This window comes from Treponema sp. JC4, from assembly GCF_000260795.1.
GTDB lineage: Bacteria > Spirochaetota > Spirochaetia > Treponematales > Treponemataceae > Treponema_D.
In genome coordinates this window covers 41,529-61,482 of the sequence record NZ_AJGU01000007.1, presented here as the reverse complement: position 1 = coordinate 61,482, position 19,954 = coordinate 41,529, and the positions used below count along the sequence as shown (strand labels likewise).

Here is a 19,954-nt window from a genome sequence, read left to right as displayed (position 1 = left end):
GTAGAGCAAAGGTTTTAAGATGCTGATTATTGCAGAAATCGGGACAAGTCACGAAGGTTCAAAAGAAAAAGCATTCCGTCTTATTGATGCTGCGGCAGAAAACGGGGCAGACGCAATTAAATTTCAGTGGGTTTATGCTGATGAGATTCTTCACCCGCTTACAGGTTTTGTAGATTTACCGACCGGCCGTATTCCCTTGTATGAGCGCTTCCGCCAGTTGGAATGTGATAAAGCTTTTTATAAGGAACTTCTGGATTATACACATTCTAAGGGATGCAGGTTCTGCTGTTCTCCTTTCGGGCTGAAGAGTCTTAAAGAGCTTTTGGAAATTGAGCCGGACATCGTAAAAATTGCTTCGCCGGAATTAAATCATTATAAAATGCTGGAAGCCCTGCGGGATTACCGCACGGATCAGAAGGCGGCGGGAAAATCTCCTGTGCCTGTTATTATTTCTTCCGGGGTTTCAAAGCTCTGTGATATTGAGCGTGCTTTTGAGCTTTTGGGTACTGAAGGCGTTAGCTTTTTACACTGTGTTACAAGTTATCCTGCTCCTGAAGCTGATTATAAGCTTGGTGTAATGGCTTCGCTTGGAAAAATATTTGGCGTTGAATACGGCGTAAGTGACCACAGCCTGGATCCTATGCTGGTGCCTTCTTTAAGTGCGGCTCTTGGTGGCAGTATAATAGAAAAGCATTTTACGCTCAGTAAAAAAACAAGCGGACTTGATGATCCTGTGGCGCTGGAACCTGAACAGTTTGCCCTTATGGTTCACGCTGTCCATCAGACTCAGGCCCTGATGAAGCGTTACGGGCGGGAGCATGGACTTGAAGAAGTTATAAAGCAGTTTTCAGAAAACTTTTCGAAGGCGCAGCTTGAAGCTATGCTTTTTGACTGCAAGAAGGAACTTGCGCCTTCAGAAACTTCAAACTACGGACGAACAAACAGAAGCCTTCATTTTATGCGGGATATGAAAAAAGGTGAAAAAATAGGTCAGGGGGATATTGCAATTTTGCGTACAGAAAAAGTGCTTACCCCGGGAATAAATCCTATGTTTTATGATATGATGATTGGCGCTGAACTTGCCTGCGATGCTAAAAACGGCGAAGGACTGCAGTTCAGTCATGTAATAAAAAAGTAAATAAATTTTTAGAGGAAAAATAAATATATGAAAACAAATGCATTAAAAGGAATGAGAGATATTTTGCCGGAAGAACAGAAGCTCCGTGACTATGTTCAGGGAAAGATTCTGGAAACTTACCGCGCTGCAGGTTTTGAGCGTATTTCAACACCAATTCTTGAAGATTCAGAAAATCTTGATAAATCTGACGGTGGAGACAACCTCAACCTGATTTTTAAGGTTTTGAAACGCGGAGAAAAACTTGACGCCGCTCTGGCTGCTAACCCTGATGCAAAAACTTTGAGCGATATGGGATTGCGCTATGACCTGACTCTTCCTTTGAGCCGTTTTTATGCTGCAAACAAGGATAATCTTCAGACTCCTTTTAAGGTAATTCAGACAGACCGCGTTTACCGTGCAGAACGCCCTCAGAAAGGCCGCCTCCGCGAGTTTGTTCAGTGTGATATTGATATTCTTGGCGATTCTTCTCCTAATGCAGAAGTTGAACTTATTGACGTAACAGCCCGAGCTATGCTTGCAATCGGTTTTAAGGATTTTTCTATTAATATCAATGACCGCCGCATCCTTCGCAATATGCTGGAAAACTTCGGCTTTGCTGCAGATACTTTGGATTCTGTCTGCATTTCTTTTGATAAGCTTGATAAAATCGGGGCAGATGGCGTAAAGGCTGAACTTACAGAAAAAGCCTTCCCAGAGGCAGCTGTAAATGCCCTTTATGATTTTATTACAGGTGCCGGAGATGGAATTACTCTTGAACAGGTTGCTTCAAAATGTGCAGATCCTGCCATTGCAGATGACCTTAAATACATAATTGAAACTGCTTCAAAAATTGCAGACGGCCGTTATAAAATCACTTACTGTCCAAACCTTGTTCGCGGACAGGGCTATTACACTGGTGTTGTTTTTGAAATTGCCTGTCCTCAGTTCAGCGGTGCAGTTGGCGGCGGCGGACGCTACGATAATATGATTGGAAAATTCATAGGACAGAATGTTCCGGCTGTTGGTTTTTCAATCGGTTTTGAACGCATCTGCGGAATCCTCTTTGACCAGAAATATCAGATTCCGGATGCAAAAGAAAAGTGCGCCCTCTTGTACGAAGACGGCGTAGACTTCTGCGAGGTTATGAAAAAATCAGAAGAGCTGCGCAAGGATTACACTGTTGCAATCTTTAAGATGAATAAAAAGCCGGGCCCACAGTTTGCAATGCTTGAAAAGTGCGGCTATACCAATTTTGAAAAGATGAAGAAATAGCCACAGATTGACACAGATAAGGTGGATTAAAAAAAAACGCGAGAAGGAGAGATTCAGATTTCAAAAACATTCTATTTTTGTCTGCCGCGCTAGCGGCGCGTTCAATAGTTTCATTACAAAAATAGCATGTAGCGCCTTATGGCGCGGTTTTGAAAGCTGAAGCTCGACTGGAAGCGTTTTTTTTTTGTACATAATTGACATTATTCATTCATATTTGTATATTTGTTACCGAACAATCGGTAACGTTACCGATTGTTCGGTAACCTGTAGAAAAATGAGTGAAGAAGAAGTTTCGACAAAAGAAAAAATCATTCAAGCGACCTTTTCTCTTTTAAAATCGAATTCTCTAAGTTCGATTTCGCTTTCCAGTATTGCAAAGGAAGTTAATATTTCCAAGACGGCCATTTACCGTCATTTTAAAAGCAAGGAAGATTTAGAGGCTGCCGTTCAGCAGCGAATTTTTGAAACAATTTATTCTAATATGAAGGAAATTGACCTTCTTTATCGTGAAAAAAAATATAAAGAATGTATTGTTTCAGCCCTTCGCTTTTTAAAAGTTCATCCCGAAATCATAAATTACGGACTTTTTTCTTCACCTGATGTAGGTGAGGATAAACGGCTTTACCGATACTGCGACGAAGGTGTCAGCCTTTTTTCACTATTTTATGACGAAAATCACAAGATTAAAGATTACGATCTTTATTCAAGAGGACTTTATGTTGCCGTAACGATGATTGATTTTCTTCTGGGCTGGTTCAGGGTTTCTGAAACAAAGGAAAATCTTTATGAAAACTTTGAAGAAAATATTTTAAAAATCATCTATGGCGGACTCCAGGCTCCAAAAGACTTTCTTTCTCCTGCTGACTTTGCCCATCTTGATACAATCTGTCTGAACTCTCTTGCTGCTCTTCCTCAGCTTGATAAAAAGCTTGTTGCTCTTTCATCTGTTGTTGCAAAGGTTGGTTTTCCTAACGTAACTGTTGAAGCAGTTGCTACAGAACTTGGAATGGTAAAAAGCAGCCTCTACACCTGGTTCAGAGATAAACAGCAGATGCTTACTTCTTTGATTGCGCCGGAAATTAATATGATGCTTTCTACTGTCCTTCAGAATATGAGACAGGTTGACAGCCCTCTTGAAAAGCTTTATCTGCTTTTAAAAACTGAAACCATCTATTTTAATACAAGAAAAAAGATGCTTACTGCCTGCAAGTGGATTCAGCTTGAAGGAAACTATAATACAGAACGCTTTGAAACAATTGTAAATGAAAAGATTTCTCTGGGGCTTGCTGAAGAGCTTGGAAAATCAGTTACAAAAGAAGTAAAGGAAAGGTATTCCTGCTTTGATCCTCATCTTGTTGCCGGATGGATTTTTTCTTTCCCGGTATTCCTGGTTGTAAATGCAATTCATCATGAATTCTCAGAAATAGAACTAAATGATTCTTTAAGGAGTTTGTTTAATATGATAGCCGGTGGACTTACATTGGATAAATATTTAAAAAAGGGAGGTAATGTTTAATGAAAACAATTACTAAATTATTTGCAGCATCAATCTGTTGTTTTTGCTGCCTTTTTTCACTGCAGGCGCAGGAAAGCTCAGAAGCCTCAGATGGAAAAATGAAATTAACTATTGAACAGGCGGTAAATTACGCTCTTGAAAACAGCAAGTCGCTTAAAAGTGCTGCAATTGACCTTGAAATGAAAAAGAGGGCAGACAGATATTCCTGGAATACTCTTTTACCAAGTGCAAGCCTTAGCGGAACTCTGGCCCGCAGCAATTCTCTTGATTACATAAAAAGCCAGATGACAACCACTGCTGTTCTTATGGGAATGGTTCAGAATATGGATGCTGCTACAGCTTATGCAAATAAAGATAAAATCATTGATTCTATGATTACAGATAAAGAAGCTGTTCTCTGGCATCCTGTTGCAAGCCTTTCTTTTCAGTGGAACTTTAACCTTGCAATGGTCGGACAGATGATTATTTCAAGAAAACAGTATGAAGCCGGAAAAATCAGCTGGGAAAAGACCTGTAACGAAACAGAACTTCAGATCCGCCAGCTTTTTTACGGAATTCTTGTTATGCAGGAAAAACTAAATATTGATGAAGAGTCTCTTGCAAATGCAGAAGCCCGCATGAAGCAGGCAGAAATCAACTATCGTAACGGTCAGGTGCCGGAGCTTTCTCTTTTGAATGCCCGCGTTACTTATCTTAATAAAAAGCCTGAAGTTGAATGGGAACGCCAGCAGGTTTCTCAGCAGCTTGATTTGTTTGCCTTTCTCTTAGGCCTTCCTTACGGACAGGAAATTGAACTTAACGGTTCTATTGATGCTGATTATCAGTCTATAAGAGCAGTGCTTTCTGATTTGAATGCAGACGAGCTTTATTCAAAGTATGTTGATCAGAATCCTGAAGTTATGAACCTTAAAAAGACAATTCAGGTGCTTAAAAGCGGAATTAATGCTGCTAACGTAAAAACTTTTACTCCTTCTCTTTCTGTAGGCTGGGGACTTTCTCCAAGTGTTACAGATATAAAAACAAACTGGCTTGATAAGGATAACCGTAATGAAACAGGTTCTCTGACAATTACTCTGGTTTATTCAAATCTCTTTGATATGCTTCCTTTCAGCGCTAACATGCAGAAAATCAAAGATACAAAACAGCAGCTGGCACAGACAGAACTTGGACTTGAACAGCTTTATCAGAATACAGAAATGACAATTCACAATTCTGTAGCGGATATCAATAAGAGTATCGACAATATCAATTCTATGAACCGAAATATTGAAGTTGCCCAGGCTGCCTATACTTCAACCCTGCGCGGTTACAATAACGGTTCTCAGGAAGAACTTGCCGTTCGTGATGCAGAAAATTCTCTCAAGCAGGCAAAACTTGGTTTGATGAATGAAAAATTCACCTTCATCAAGACTGTGCTTAAGCTTGAAAATGATTTGAATACAAAACTTACAAAATAGGAAAAAGGGAGATTATATATGAAAAAATTATATTAACTTTGACAGCAGCTGCTCTTTTGATGACTGTATTTACAGGCTGCGGAAAAAAGGCTGCAAAAGCTGCAGAAAAAGAAAGTGAAGAAATTCTGTATGCCGTAACTGCGAAAAAGGTAAGTGCCGGAACACTGGACGACTATCTTGAATTCGGAGGTGACGTAGACTCTGTTTCTTCTGTAAGCGTAATGCCGGATATGGCAGGAAAGCTTTCGGCAGTAAAAGTTTCTGTCGGTGACAATGTTGTAAAAAATCAGATAATTGCTTATGTGGACGCAAGCCGTCCGGGATACAATTATTCGGAAAGCCCTGTTAAAGCACCGGCTGCAGGCCGTATCATCTCTCTTGTTACAAATATCGGTACGACTGTAAGCCAGGCAATGCCGGTTGCAAAAATCAGTAATACTGAAGAAATGGAAATTAAAATAAATGTTCCGGAGCGCTTTATCAGCCGTGTAAAGGAAGGTCAGAGAGTAGAACTTACTTTTGACGCTTATCCAGGAGAAGTTTTTGGAGCAAAGGTTTCGGAAGTAAGCCCTGTTCTTGATAACTCAAGCCGTACAATGCTTACAAAGGTTCGCATCGTTCAGCGCAACAATAAAATCAAAATCGGTATGTATGCCCGCGTAAAACTGATTACTGAATCTCACAATAATACAATCGTTTTGCCTTCAACTGCCATTGTAACCCGCGATGGAAATCCTTTTGTATTTGTAATTTCTGACAGTGTAGATGAAAACGGAAAACCTTTAGTTCATCAGCAGGCTGTAAAAACCGGCCTTACAATTGATGACAAAACTGAAATTGTAGAAGGACTTCTTTCCGGTCAGTCTGTTGTTACAAAAGGTCAGACCCTTCTTAGCGAAGGCGCAAAAGTAAATGTAGTTTCTCTTACAGAGTAGGTGGAAGTTTATGACATTTGTAGAAAAATTTGTAAAAAAGCCGGTAACAACGCTGCTTGTCTTTATAGTGCTTGTTGCCCTTGGTTTATACTGTACCTTCAGTCTTCCTCTGGATTTGTATCCTGATATGGATTTGCCATACATGATTGTTTACACTCAGTATGGTAATGCTGGTCCTGAAGAGGTAGAGCAGAGCCTTACCAGAACTCTGGAAGGATCACTTTCTGGTGTAACTGGTCTTAAAAAATTACAGTCCCGCTCAATGACTGGTATGAGCCTTGTAATCATGGAGTTCAATTACGGAACTAACCTTGATGCGGCGGCAAATGATATCCGCGATAAGATTGACCTTGTCCGAAGTTATCTGCCGACTGATGCAAAAACTCCTATTACAATCCGAATGGACCCTTCGATGATGCCTATTATGATGCTCACCGTAAAAGGTCCACGTACTCCTGAGGAAATCCGTACTCTTTCTGAAGATACCCTTAAGCCTCGCCTTGAACAGCTTGATGGTGTTGCTTCTATTAATGTAGTCGGAGGTCGTGAGCGTTCAATCAACGTTGATATTCCCCGCGACCGTCTTGAAGCTTACGGTCTTAGCGTAAGTACAATTGCCCAGATGATTGGCGCTCAGAACGTTCAGTCTTCGGGTGGTTCCATCGAAAGTGATGAAATTAACTATTCCATTAAGACAAACGGTAAGTACACAAGTCTTGAAGATTTGAAGAACACTGTAATTTCCTATAAAACCACTGCAAGCGACGGTTCATCTGCTCCTTCTGTTGTAAAGCTGCGCCTTCGTGATATTGCTGACGTTTACGAAGGTTATAAAAATCAGTCTACTCTTGCTTTCCTTGATTCAGAGCCTTCTGTAATGCTTATGGTAACCAAGCAGAGCGGTAAAAACTCTGTTGCGGCTGCAAAAAAAGTCCGCAAGGCAGTTGAAAAGCTCAATAAGGAAATTCCTTCTGACCTCAGCATTGTAGAAACCTACAATACAACTGATATTATTGAGCAGACTGTACATGAGGTTGTAAAATCTGTAATTATCGGAGCTTTGCTGGCCATCATCATCCTCTTTGTTTTCCTCCGCTCCTTTAAGACAACCTTTATCATCGGTCTTTCCATTCCGATTTCAGTTTTCATTACCCTTATGCTCATGTACTTTAAGGGTATTTCCATCAACATGATTTCTATGGGCGGTCTGCTTCTTGGAATCGGTATGCTTGTAGATAACTCAATCGTAGTTTTGGAAAATATCTTTGCCTACCGCCAGACAGATGCAAAGCCTACTGTTTCTGCAATTCTTGGTTCACAGGAAATGGTTTCTTCTATTACCTCAAGTACCCTTACTTCGGTTTGTATCTTCCTTCCAATGGTAATGTTCCAGAAGCAGCTTGGTATGATGGGACAGATGTTCAACAACCTTGCCTTTACAATCATCTTCTCCCTGCTTTGTTCGCTTTTTGTTGCGGTAGCCCTGGTTCCTGTTTTGTGTTCAACCTATCTTCCTCTGGACAAAATGTCAGAAAAAGAGCACAAGGGATTAAGCTACGGAATTAACCGCGCCTTTGACCGCTTCTTTATCAACCTGGGAAATGCTTACGGACGCGGAGTAAAATGGGTTCTGCACCACAGAAAGCTCTTTATTTTCAGTCTTCTTGGCCTTCTTATTTTCTCATTTGTTTCCATTAAATGGATTGGATTTGTATTCATGCCGGAAGAATCAGAGAATACAATCAGCCTTGATGTTACACTTCCAAAAGGTTCTACTCTGGACGCTACTTCTGAAGTTGTTGCAGAAATGCAGCAGAAATGCTGGGGCGTTCTTAAAGGTGTAAAATATACTTCTACAACAGTAGGCGGAAGCTCTTTCCTTTCTTCCAGTGCAACCACCAATGAGGCTACAATCCGCTTTACCTTCTATGAAGCAAAGGAAAGAAAGCCTGGCTGGGATAATGATAAGTCTGCAAAGAAAAAGGTTCAGGAATTCTTTAACGACTTCCCGGGAACTCAGGTTAAGTTCTCTCAGAATATGAACAGTGTTGGTTCTGGCGGTACTGTAATTGAAATCCGCTGTGATGACCTTAATCTTCTGCGCCAGACTGCAACTGATGTTCAGAAGGCTCTTGAAACTTACGGAAGCGACTTTATTACCTCTGTAACAAGTGATCTTGAAGACGGTCTTCCTCAGGCAGAAATTGTCGTTGACCGCGACCGTATGTATGAACTTGGTCTGAATGTTTACAGCGTAGGTTCAGAAATTTCTGCCGCAATCAACGGTACAACAGCCAGCCGCTACACAAAGAACGGTAATGATATTGATGTTGTTGTAAAGCTTGCAGAAAAAGACCGCAAAAAGCTTAAGGACTTGGATTCAATTTTTGTAATGAACAGCTTTGGTTCTAGAATTCCACTTTCAAGCTTTGCCCATGTTGAACAGACAACTTCTCCGGTAACAATTTACCGCCAGAACCAGTCGCGAATTATTAAGGTAACCGCAAAAACTGTAAGCGGAGTTTCCCTTGATATCATTCAGTCAAAAATTAATAAGATTATTAACGACAACATTCCAAAGGATGATGCCGTATCAATTACTATCAGCGGTGACTTTGCTGATATGATGGAAGCCGTTGTTAAATTCGGCGCTATCATCATCATGGCGGCTATTCTGGTATTCGTTGTTATGGCCAGCCAGTTTGAATCTCTTGTGGATCCTTTTATCGTATTGTTTACAATTCCGCTTTCCTTTATTGGTGTAATTGCAATTTACGCTATTACAGGAACAAAGCTCAACGTAATCACGATTATGGGTGTGCTGGTTCTTGTCGGAACTATCGTAAATAACGGTATCGTACTTGTAGACTACACAAACCTTCTTCGTAAACGAGGTTATGCCCTTGAAGAAGCTTGTATTCAGGCAGCCAGCAACCGTCTCCGCCCGATTTTGATGAGTACTTTGACAACTGTAATTTCCCTGGCTCCTATGGCCTTCTTCCCTGGAGAAGGAAATACTTCAATGCAGCCGATTTCTCTTACAGTATTCGGTGGTATGACCTTTGGTTCTTTGATGACCCTTTTCTTAATGCCTACAATTTACTTTATCGTAAACTCTAAGCGTATGAAAAAGGCTGAAAAGAAGGCTGCTAAAAAGGCTCTTAAGGAACGCAAGAAGCTTGAAGAGCGCGGCTTTACTCAGGAAGATATCGACCACATGGAAGGATATTCAGAAAATATTGTTGCAAGAACTGCCGCATCAAAAGATGTTTTTGAAGCAGCAAAACTTGAAAAGACAGAAAAGTCTGAAAATCCTGCTCCTGTAAAAGCCTTTGTTTCTCCTATCGCCGAAACTTCTGATGAAGCCAAAGACGAAAAAGAAGAAAAGAAGAAAGGCAAGAAAAAGAAGGATAAAAAATCTTCTGAAAAGTCTAAAGAGGGTAAAAAAGAAAAGAAGAACAAGAAAGACAAAAAGCATAAGAAAGATAAGAATAAAGACTAGTCAGGAGATGTATTATGGAAAAGAAAGTTCGTGTTGAAATAATGTGCTCTCAGGCTCTTGAAGAAGACTTTACTGAAGAATTCAAAAAGCTTGGAGTAGGTCAGAAGTTTACAAAAATCAATCCTGTTATGGGAGCTGGCTTTAATAAACCTCACCTGGGAGACAACGTATGGCCACAGCTGAACCTTATGTACATTATTTACTGTTCAGAAGAAGAGGCTGAAAAAATTAAGCACCTTGTAACAAAATTCAGGAAACTTTTTATTACCGAAGGAATCGGCTGTTTTATTTCTTCGGGATATGAGTTCTAGCTTATATTAAGAACCACAACTACAAGGGCGACGATTTTAGAAAGAGGATTTTCTGCAATGCGCCCGAAGTAGAGGTGGAAAGTACTGCCGTCTGAATGTTTGATATCAATAATATGTGAATTGATTTCTGTCTTGCATTTCAGAACTGCATCTATAAAGTCGGAGACTCCTTTCTCCGGCTTTTTGTCTTTTTCAGCCAGTTCAAGAATCTTTTCTTTTAAATAAGGCGGGAAATAAGTTGTCAAAAAACTTCTGTAAGATTTATTTCCCCTTATGAATTTGATTTTTTCTTCATCAACTTCAAAAAGCCCCATAGGCAGGGTGTTAAAATAGTTTTTGTAGGATTCTCCTTCGTTATTTGTGATGACAGAAAGGTCGTACAAATTGATTTTTCCAAGGGCTGAAAAATAATCTGATTCGGCAGGATTTTCAAAACCAATCTGAGTGCCCTTGTCATAGCGTTCAAAAATCTGAATAAGAGGAATTGGTTTACAGAAGTGATAGCCCTGAAGTTTTGTACAGCCTACTTCGCAGAGGAATTCAACCTGTTCTTCAGTTTCAACGCCTTCTACAATCGTTTCAATTCCCAGGCTCATTGCCATACGGATAAGCTCTGTCAGGATAATCTTGCTTTTCTGGCTTGAAGCAAAATTCCTCATAAACTTCATGTCCAGCTTAATCAGGTCAAAGTGGAAATCCTGCAGAACATCGAGTGAAGAATAGCCGCTTCCAAAATCATCCATCCAGACTTTAAAGCCCAGGGACTGGAATCGTTCAACCTGAGTTTTCATGTATTCAAAATTACTTCCGATTACACTTTCAGTAATTTCAATGGTAAGCTTTTCGTGAGGAATGCCGCTCTGGTCAACCCGATTTGTAATTTCCTTTACAATATCACAGGTTTCAAAATCCGAACGTGAAAGGTTTACAGAGTTTGGAACAACGTAAAGTCCCTTATCAGCCTGAGCTTTCATTTTTTTAAGAATTTTTTCTGTAACGTAAAGGTCAAGCTTGTAAATGAGGTTAGATTCTTCAAGAATTGGAATAAAAGCATCCGGGCTTAGCATTCCGTGAATAGGATCAATCCAGCGGGAAAGGGCTTCTTCATCACAGACCCGACCGGTGGCAGCGCGAACAATAGGCTGGTAATAAACCTGAATCCATTCTTCCTTTAAGGCACGGTCAAAGTTTTCTATTATATAAAGCCTGTTCTGACTTTCCTTTAGCATGGACTCATCAAAATAAGTAAAGTGGGAAACATAGGCGTTTCTGGTTTTATCGCAGGCCATTTTTGCCCGGTCGCAGGCAAAGCAGGCTCTGATTTTCCCCATCTTGCTTGAATAAATTCCGGTTCTCACAGGAAGAGTCTTTCCGCCGTTCAGGTTTTCGCATTCGCCGAAAAGACTCCACAGCCTCTGCTCAAGATTGTCTTCACTTGTGTAAACGCAGAAGCGGTCCATTCCAAAGCGGGTACAGTTTTCATTTGAAAAATATTTTACCAGAAGTTTTGAAAAAGAACGGATAAGGTTATCACCCTCAGAAAGTCCGTATTTTACATTAAAATACTTCATTCCGTTTAAATCAAAAAAGAGCATTACAGGAGTTTGGCCTGCCTGAATCAGTTCCTCCATGCCTTTTTCTGCAATTTCAAAAAAGTAACCCATGTTAGGAAGGCCGGTAAGGTAATCGTAGGTTATTTTGTGGTATATACTGCTGATTTTAAGGGCATTTGTAATTGTGTGGGTAAGGTCATTTGAAATGGAAGAATCTTCTATATATTCTCCTTCATCAAAATACCAGACTGCAGCAAGCTTTATCCCGTTTTTGTAAAAATGTTCGCCGCGGGAATGAATGATTCTGTATCTGTTGTTTACTTTAGTTCGGAAAATAACGTCGTATTCGCCCTGGTCTTTTGCAAAGGTAACTGCGGCATCGGCAATGCGGGCCGTATCATCAGGGTGGCAGTCGCGGTACATATCATTTTCTGTCAGGAAGTATGCATCTTCTTTTGTTTTAAAGCCAAAGAGGTCGCAGAAGCCCTTAGACAGCGCAACTGTAACAACACGGTTGTCCAGGAACTGATAGACAGCTAATGGAACTGGAGTATTTTCTATAAGCGCAAATTCCTGCTCATCGTATCTGAACTTTTCCATTAAAACTTCCTTATAAATACCTGTATTTAATTTTAATTCACTTTTTCAGAAAGTCAAATTGATTTAATTTGCCGGAAAAGCCTGATTTCGCCATATAGTATAAAAACGTAAAATACTGTATTATTTTCAATAAGACTGTAAAATCAGCCCGAAGTATGCAAATTTTCTGCGGCAGGAGCCGCAATATCATATATATAAGGAAAAACAAATGGATTTTGTTGAATTTGGTCTTGATGAAAGACTATTGAAGGGAATTGAAGCCGCCGGTTATGTTAGCTGTACGCCGGTTCAGGAAGAGGTAATTAAGGCTTCACAGGACGGTTCTGATTTATATGTACAGTCACAGACAGGAACCGGAAAAACTGCTGCATATCTTGTTGCCGTTATCAACGAGATGATTACAAAAGAAGAAGCAAAGGGAAAGAAGCTTCTTGTATTAGTTCCAACCCGTGAGCTTGCCGTTCAGGTAGAAGAAGAAGCTAAGGTTCTTGTTGGAACTTCTGGTCTTAAGGCTTTCAGCGTTTACGGTGGTGTAGGCTATGAAAAACAGATTGCAACACTTAAAAAGGGAGTTGATATTGTAATCGGAACTCCTGGCCGCGTAATTGATTTGCAGGAAGGCGGAAACCTTGATTTGACCAATGCCGCTTTCTGTGTAATTGATGAAGCTGACCGCATGTTTGATATGGGCTTCTATCCTGATTTGCGCCAGATTCTTAAGTGCATTCCGGAGGCTGAAGACCGCCAGACAATGCTCTTTTCTGCAACCTTGAACTCTTATGTAAAGAATCTTGCATGGGAATATACCCGCGATCCAAAGGAAATCACAATTGAAGCTGAAAACATCACTGTAAGCGAAATCCAGCAGGAGCTTTTGCACGTTGCAAGCAGCGACAAAATGAAGCTTTTGATTGGTATTTTGAAAAAGGAAAATCCTGCCAGCGCAATTGTATTCTGTAATACAAAAAGAACCTGTGAGGTTGTTGCAAAACGTCTTCAGATTAATGAAATTAAGGCAGACTTCCTTATCGGCGATTTGCCACAGTCTAAACGCCTTAAGCTTTTGAACTCATTTAAGGCTGGCGAAGTTCCTGTTCTTGTTGCAACTGATGTTGCTGCCCGCGGAATTGACGTTGATGACCTTGCAATGGTAATCAACTACGACCTTCCTGTTGAGGCTGAAAACTATGTTCACCGCATTGGCCGTACAGCCCGTGCCGGTAAATCTGGAAAGGCATATACCTTCTGTTCAGAACAGGATGTTTACAACCTTCCTGCAATTGAGCGCTATGTAGAAATGACAATACCTTCTTCTGTTGCCTTTGAAGATCAGATGCTGGAAGATAAGTCTGCCGGAATGTACATTAAGACAGAAAACTGGCGTGATGATGACACTTATGATAACCGCGGCGGCTACAGAAAAGGGCGCGACGGAGACTTCCACAACAAGCGTGGTGGAAAGTCTGGCGGAAAAGGAAGAAACGGCGAAGGCTATAAGAAATCTTACGACGGTAAAAAATCTGACTACAAGAAAGACGGATACAAAAAAGATTACAAGAAGGATGATTTCAAAAAAGGCCCTTCAAAAGGCAAGAAATCTTATATCGATCCGGAAAAACTTGCAGGTCTTTCTTACGACGAGCGCATGAAGATGTACAAGGAACGCTATGGAAATGGCGTATCCGGAAAAGCTTCTGCAGGCTACAAGAAAACTGATTATAAGAAAAAGCCATATAACAAGACTGGAAAGAAGGGAAGTAATAGCGGACGCTATGCTAACAACAAAAAAGCTGCTCCTGCTCCTAAGAAGACCTTCTGGCAGAAAGTTAAGGCTTTCTTTGGCCGCTAGGCATAGGTTTTAACAACGTTTTCTGCAACCGAGGTCTTCTTTAGGCCTCGGTTCATTGCTTCTTTTTCTATATAATGGTGAGCTTCCTGCTCTGTCATATTCAGGTTCTGCATTAAAAGCATTTTTGCCCGGTTCACCAGCTTAATTTCTTCCATTTTATTCTTGAGTTTAGTAGTCTGACTTGAAAGAATCTGAACTTTGTACTGTACGGCAATTGCCGCTTTAATCATATTGTAAAAATAAAACTGGTCAAAAGGATTGGTGACAGAAATAATACCATAGCCTTCAACCCGGTAACTAACTTCTTCAAATATTGCAGGTGGGGTAAGTAGCAGGATTGTACTTAAGGAATCTGAGGCATCCAGGGCAAAATCAGAGCCTTCGCCGTCAGCGTAATCTGCAAGAATGATGTTATATACACGCTCTGAAACCCGGCGTCTTGCTTCGTTAAAGTCGCTGAGTATATCCACTTCAAAAAGAGGGGGCATAAGCATTACGCTTACAAGCTGAGACAGTTTTGGATCTTTTGTTACAAGTAAAACGCTGTGGCGGTCTTCGGTCATTTTTAGAATCCAAGAACATCCTTAATGAAGGAAGAGTTTTCTGCAATTTGACGTGCTGAATCCAGAGTGTCTGGTAAAGTTTCGCAAGAGCAGCTGTTTGTGAAAAGGTTTTCCTTTACTTCTGCAGGCGGCTCAAGCTTGTTTTTAATTCCGTCCAGAGCGGCATAAATCAAAAGGGTAAAAACAAGGTAAACATTACATTCACTGTCAGGAGTTCTTATTTCAAGCCGGCTTGCGTTATTGTTTGTAACGGCTGGAATGCGGATGAAAGTAGAACGGTTTTCGTAGCCCCAGGCAATGTATTTTGGAGCCTTGCAGGAACCAAGACGGTCATAGGAATTTTCACTGCAGTTCATGTAGTAGGTAAGTTCTGAAGCATGCTTTAAAATTCCTGCGAGTACGTTGTTCTTTTTTGAATCATCCGAGCAGGAAAGGTTGATATGGAAACCACTTCCAGCCTTATCTTCAAGAGGCTTTGGAGAAAAGTCTGCATACAGGCCTGCAGTAGCAGCTCTTGTGCGTACAATCCATTTGAAGGTTGAAGCGTTGTCTGCTGCGGTAAGGGCATCGGCATAGTGGAAGTCAATTTCGTTCTGACCAGGGCCTTCTTCATGATGGCTGGCTTCCGGCTGAATACCCATCTGCTCAAGGGTAAAACAGATTTCGCGGCGGATATTTTCGCCCTTATCTTCAGGCGCAATATCCATATAGCTTGCGTTATCAAAAGGAATCTTAGTTTTTTCTCCTTTTTCATCCAGCTTAAAAAGATAGAATTCAATTTCTGTACCAAAGCGGAATTCCACCCCGTATTCATCACGGGCCTTCTTTACTGCATTTGCAAGCAGGGTACGGCAGTCTTTTTTGTATGGGCTTCCGTCCGGGTGAGAAATTGTACAGAACATTCGTACAACTTTTCCGGTATTAGGGCGCCATGGAAGAATGGAAATAGTCGTAGGATCGGGATGAAGAAATAAATCTGATTTTTCTGGTGTTTCAAAACCGTAAATGGCAGAGGCGTCAAAGCTGACTCCGTTTTTAAAAGCTGATTCCAGCTGACTTGCCATAATCGAAATATTTTTCTGAACGCCGTGTAAATCAAAAAAAGCAAGACGTACAAATTTTACATCTTCTTCTTCAACATATTCCAAAATTTCTTCTTTTGTGTACATAAATTCCTCAACTCTATTTTATAAGCATGCCTTTAAGAATTCAACAAAGAGAGGGCCTGCATTGTTAGGACGGCTCTTAAATTCCGGATGGAACTGAACGCCAAGGTGGAAGTGGTCTTCAAGTTCAACAGCTTCTACAAGGGTATTGTCAGGAGAAGTTCCGCTTATTACAAGACCTGCATTTTCCATTTCTGCTCTGAAATCATTGTTAAATTCATAGCGGTGGCGGTGGCGTTCTGCAATATTAGAACTGCCGTAAGCTTTTTCCAGTCTTGTGCCCGCCTTTACGCTGCATGGATAAGAGCCAAGACGCATTGTTCCGCCCTTGATAACTCCTTCCTGATCTTTCATAAGGTCAATTACTGTGTGTTCGCATAATTCATCAAATTCACGGGAATTGGCATCCTTGTAGCCAAGAACTGAACGGGCAAACTCAATTACTGCAATCTGCATTCCAAGACAGATTCCAAAATAAGGAACTTTATTAGTTCTGGCATAGCGGCAGGCACAGATCATTCCTTCAATTCCCCGGTGACCAAATCCGCCCGGAAGAATGATTCCCTGGCAGTCAGAGAAAATGTCAGCGGCAGTTTCATCAGTTACGCTGTCTGAATCTACCCATTTGATTTTTACGTTTTTACCTACAACAAAAGAAGCGTGGTTCAAAGATTCAATGATACTCAGATAAGAGTCGTGAAGCTTTACGTATTTTCCGACCAGGGCAATCTGAATCTCTCCCTGGCGGGCATGAATTGTATCAACCATTTTTGACCAGTCAGCAAGGGCAGGGTAATCTTTGCGGGTATCTTCAATTCCAAGATCTCGGCAAACAACATCATCCATGTTCTGGGCGTGAAGCATAAGAGGAACTTCATAAAGGCTGCGGCAGGTTGTGTTGTTGATAACGCAGTCTTCTCCTACGTTACAGAAAAGAGAAATCTTTTTGCGGATATCAAGAGGGATTTCTTTATCGCAGCGGGCAACAATAATATCCGGATGAATTCCAACTGCCATAAGCTCCTTTACCGAATGCTGGGTAGGCTTAGATTTATATTCGTCCGAACCGCTGATGTAAGGAACAAGGCAGACGTGAATAAAAAGACAGTTTCGTCTTCCTACTTCAAGTGCCAGCTGACGGATTGCTTCTAAGAAAGGCTGGCTTTCAATATCACCGATTGTACCACCGATTTCTACAATGCTTACATCAGCCTTGCTTACTTCGGCATTTTTCAAGATAAAGTCTTTGATTTCGTTAGTTACGTGGGGAATAATCTGAACTGTCTGTCCAAGATATTCTCCCTGGCGCTCTTTATTCAAAACATTCCAGTAAACACGGCCGCTTGTCAGATTTGAATATTTTGTAAGGTTTTCGTCAATAAAGCGTTCGTAGTGACCAAGGTCAAGGTCAGTTTCTGCTCCGTCATCGGTAACAAAAACTTCTCCGTGCTGGAAAGGGCTCATGGTACCCGGGTCAACGTTCATATATGGATCCAGCTTCTGTGATGCAATTTTTAGTCCACGGCATTTTAAAAGGCGTCCAAGTGACGCAGCTGTAATTCCTTTTCCAAGCCCCGATACAACTCCACCAGTTACAAAAATAAATTTACTCATAATAGTATTTTCTCCAAAATAAAAGGCGCTCATTCCACTTAGCGACAGTCTGCCGTTAAATCGAATGAGCGCCTTTGCTCTTCTTTTTTCATTAATATTTATAATGCTTTTGGCGGGGGACTGTCAATAAAATTTAAGAAAACTAAAAAAAATTACAAATACTGTTGACAAAAAAAAATCATATCGCTATAAATGCAATTGTTGATTGGCAATGAGGCCGCAGAAAGGATATTTCTGCGGCCTTTTTTGTTTTTTTTATATGTAAAGCTAAAAAATTGCTGCATCGCAATTTTTCTTAACGCTTTGCTATAAAACACCGGGCGCTCTGACCGGCGCCCTTACACAGGGGGTACATAAAAAGTATGGACGAAGTAACTAAAATCTTTGGTGAAAACGTTTTTAACGAAACGGTTATGAAAGCTAGGCTTCCAAAAGAAACCTATAAACAGTTGATGAAAACAATTGAGGGCGGCGAAAAGCTTGATCCTTCAGTTGCTACAGTTGTTGCTAACGCAATGAAAGACTGGGCTCTGGAAAAAGGTGCTACTCATTTTACACACTGGTTCCAGCCACTTACAGGAATCACTGCAGAAAAGCACGACAGCTTTATCAGCCCAATTGACGGCGGAAAAGTTATTATGGAATTCAGCGGAAAAGAACTTGTTCAGGGAGAACCTGATGCTTCTTCTTTCCCAAGCGGAGGAATTCGTGCAACTTTCGAAGCCCGCGGTTACACTGCCTGGGACCCTACATCATTTGCTTTCATTAAAGACGGTACTCTCTGTATTCCTACAGCTTTCTGTTCTTATACAGGTGAAGCTCTGGATAAAAAGACACCGCTTCTTCGTTCTATGCAGGCAATCAGCAAGCAGGCTGTTCGCGTTTTGAAATTGTTCGAAGGAAACGAAGCTGTTACAAGCGTAAAAACAACAGTAGGTCCTGAACAGGAATACTTCCTTGTAGACAAATCTGTTTACGACAAGCGCGAAGACCTTATTTACACTGGCCGTACACTTTTTGGTGCAAAGGCTCCAAAAGGTCAGGAACTTGAAGATCACTACTTTGGTATGATTAAGCCTCGCGTTCAGGAATTCATGAAGGATTTGAACAAGGAACTTTGGAAGCTTGGAATTCTTGCTAAAACTGAACACAACGAAGTTGCTCCTGCTCAGCATGAACTTGCTCCAATCTTCACAACAACAAATATCGCCTGCGACCATAACCAGCTTATGATGGAGATGATGCGCAAGGTTGCAAGCCGCCACGGAATGGTTTGTCTTCTTCACGAAAAGCCATTTGCCGGCGTAAACGGAAGCGGTAAACATAACAACTGGTCAATTTCTACAAACACAGGAAAGAACCTGCTTGATCCTGGTGCTACTCCGGATCAGAATGCTCAGTTCCTTTTGTTCCTTTGTGCAATCATCAAGGCTGTTGATGAATACCAGGATTTGCTCCGTATTTCTGTTGCTTCTGCCGGAAACGATCATCGTCTTGGAGCTAACGAGGCGCCTCCAGCAATTATTTCTATCTTCCTTGGTGACGAACTTTCTGCAATTCTTGACAGCATCGAAAAGGGCGTTCCATACGGAAAACATGAAAAAGAAAAGATGAAGATTGGCGTTACAGTTCTTCCTGAATTCAACAAGGATGCAACAGACCGTAACCGTACATCTCCATTTGCCTTCACAGGAAACAAATTTGAGTTCCGTATGCTTGGTTCAAACGAATCAATAGCCTGCGCAAACGTATTCCTCAACACTGTTGTTGCAGAAGAACTTTCTCAGTTTGCAGACCTGCTTGAAAAATCAAAGGATTTCAAGGCTGATCTTCATGCTTTGATTTTGAAGACAATTAAAGAACACAAAAGAATTATCTTCAACGGAAACGGTTACGATGATTCTTGGGTTAAGGAAGCTGAAAAACGCGGACTTTACAACCTTAAATCTACACCAGAAGCTTTGCCACACATTCTTGATGAAAAGAACGTTAAGGTTTTTGAAAAGTTCGGAGTTTACTCAAAGGTTGAGCTTACAAGCCGCTACGAGATTCACAACGAAAACTACTCAAAAATCATCAATATTGAAGCTGAAACAATGCTTGAAATGGCAAAGAAGAATATTCTTCCAGCTGCCAGCAAATATGCAAACAAACTTGCTGAAACAATCGGCTTGAAAAAATCAGTTTGCTCAGAATGTGATGCAAGCTACGAATCAGAAATGCTGAAAAAAGTTTCTGCACTTACCACTTCAATTTTTGCAAAAACAGGAACTCTTGAAGCCGCTGTTTCAGAAGCAAAAGAAGTTGCAGACAAGGGCGATTCTGGAAAAACAGCTCTCTTCTTCCGCGAAAAAGTTTTTGCCGCTATGGGCGAACTTCGTGCGGTTGCAGATGAACTTGAAGTAATTACACCAAAAGAGCTCTGGCCATTCCCAAGCTACGGTGATTTGCTTTACAGCGTTCGCTAACGCTGAAATATAGTAGAAAAAAGTTATAAAT

Annotated in this window: 13 protein-coding genes; 9 read left to right on the top strand and 4 right to left on the bottom strand. The window is 41.0% G+C overall.

Annotated features, from left to right (window positions below; genetic code table 11):
* Positions 1-19: 19 nt before the first annotated feature.
* The 7 genes from MSI_RS05155 to MSI_RS05125 all read left to right on the top strand — a co-directional run bounded on the left by MSI_RS05155 (position 20) and on the right by MSI_RS05125 (position 10,110).
* Positions 20-1,138, top strand: a complete 1,119-nt coding sequence (locus MSI_RS05155; protein WP_009104395.1) for an N-acetylneuraminate synthase family protein — start codon at positions 20-22, stop codon at positions 1,136-1,138.
* Between the two features lie 27 nt (positions 1,139-1,165).
* Positions 1,166-2,389: a HisS family protein gene (locus tag MSI_RS05150; protein ID WP_009104394.1), complete on the top strand. Its 1,224-nt coding sequence runs from the start codon at positions 1,166-1,168 to the stop codon at positions 2,387-2,389.
* Between the two features lie 274 nt (positions 2,390-2,663).
* Positions 2,664-3,905: a TetR/AcrR family transcriptional regulator gene (locus tag MSI_RS13870; RefSeq protein WP_009104393.1), complete on the top strand. Its 1,242-nt coding sequence runs from the start codon at positions 2,664-2,666 to the stop codon at positions 3,903-3,905.
* On the top strand, positions 3,905-5,362 hold the full coding sequence (locus MSI_RS05140) for a TolC family protein (protein ID WP_009104392.1): 1,458 nt from the start codon (positions 3,905-3,907) through the stop codon (positions 5,360-5,362). Before MSI_RS13870 ends, MSI_RS05140 begins: the two co-directional genes overlap by 1 nt.
* A 38-nt stretch (positions 5,363-5,400) precedes the next feature.
* Positions 5,401-6,297, top strand: a complete 897-nt coding sequence (locus MSI_RS05135) for an efflux RND transporter periplasmic adaptor subunit (RefSeq protein ID WP_237706486.1) — start codon at positions 5,401-5,403, stop codon at positions 6,295-6,297.
* Between the two features lie 10 nt (positions 6,298-6,307).
* A complete protein-coding gene (locus tag MSI_RS05130; protein ID WP_009104387.1) occupies positions 6,308-9,799 on the top strand; it encodes an efflux RND transporter permease subunit in 3,492 nt (1,163 codons plus the stop codon).
* Between the two features lie 14 nt (positions 9,800-9,813).
* Complete coding sequence (locus MSI_RS05125) at positions 9,814-10,110, top strand: PG0541 family transporter-associated protein (protein WP_009104385.1); 297 nt, start codon at positions 9,814-9,816, stop codon at positions 10,108-10,110.
* On the opposite strand, the gene MSI_RS05120 is transcribed toward MSI_RS05125, so the two are convergent.
* On the bottom strand, positions 10,107-12,263 hold the full coding sequence (locus tag MSI_RS05120; protein ID WP_009104383.1) for an EAL domain-containing protein: 2,157 nt from the start codon (positions 12,261-12,263) through the stop codon (positions 10,107-10,109). The two genes, MSI_RS05125 and MSI_RS05120, sit on opposite strands and share 4 nt — an antisense overlap.
* 208 nt (positions 12,264-12,471) lie before the next feature.
* On the opposite strand from MSI_RS05120, the gene MSI_RS05115 reads away from it, so the two are divergent.
* The gene (locus MSI_RS05115; RefSeq protein WP_009104381.1) at positions 12,472-14,112 is read left to right on the top strand and encodes a DEAD/DEAH box helicase; all 1,641 of its coding nucleotides are present in this window, start codon (positions 12,472-12,474) and stop codon (positions 14,110-14,112) included.
* Here the strand turns inward: MSI_RS05115 and MSI_RS05110 are convergent.
* From MSI_RS05110 to MSI_RS05100, 3 genes are read right to left on the bottom strand one after another with little or no spacing between them, the layout of a single operon-like run.
* Positions 14,109-14,675 carry an ANTAR domain-containing response regulator gene (locus tag MSI_RS05110; protein WP_009104379.1) on the bottom strand — a complete coding sequence of 189 codons (567 nt, stop codon included), beginning with the start codon at positions 14,673-14,675 and terminating at the stop codon, positions 14,109-14,111. The two genes, MSI_RS05115 and MSI_RS05110, sit on opposite strands and share 4 nt — an antisense overlap.
* A 2-nt stretch (positions 14,676-14,677) precedes the next feature.
* On the bottom strand, positions 14,678-15,844 hold the full coding sequence (locus MSI_RS05105) for a glutamine synthetase family protein (protein WP_009104378.1): 1,167 nt from the start codon (positions 15,842-15,844) through the stop codon (positions 14,678-14,680).
* Positions 15,845-15,862: 18 nt separating this feature from the next.
* A complete protein-coding gene (locus MSI_RS05100) occupies positions 15,863-17,455 on the bottom strand; it encodes a CTP synthase (protein WP_039924324.1) in 1,593 nt (530 codons plus the stop codon).
* A gap of 362 nt (positions 17,456-17,817) precedes the next feature.
* Here MSI_RS05100 and MSI_RS05095 point away from each other — a divergent pair, with 362 nt between their 5' ends.
* Positions 17,818-19,923 (top strand): glutamine synthetase III, encoded by a 2,106-nt coding sequence (locus tag MSI_RS05095; protein WP_009104376.1) that lies wholly within the window; start codon positions 17,818-17,820, stop codon positions 19,921-19,923.
* The last annotated feature ends 31 nt before the right edge of the window (positions 19,924-19,954 follow it).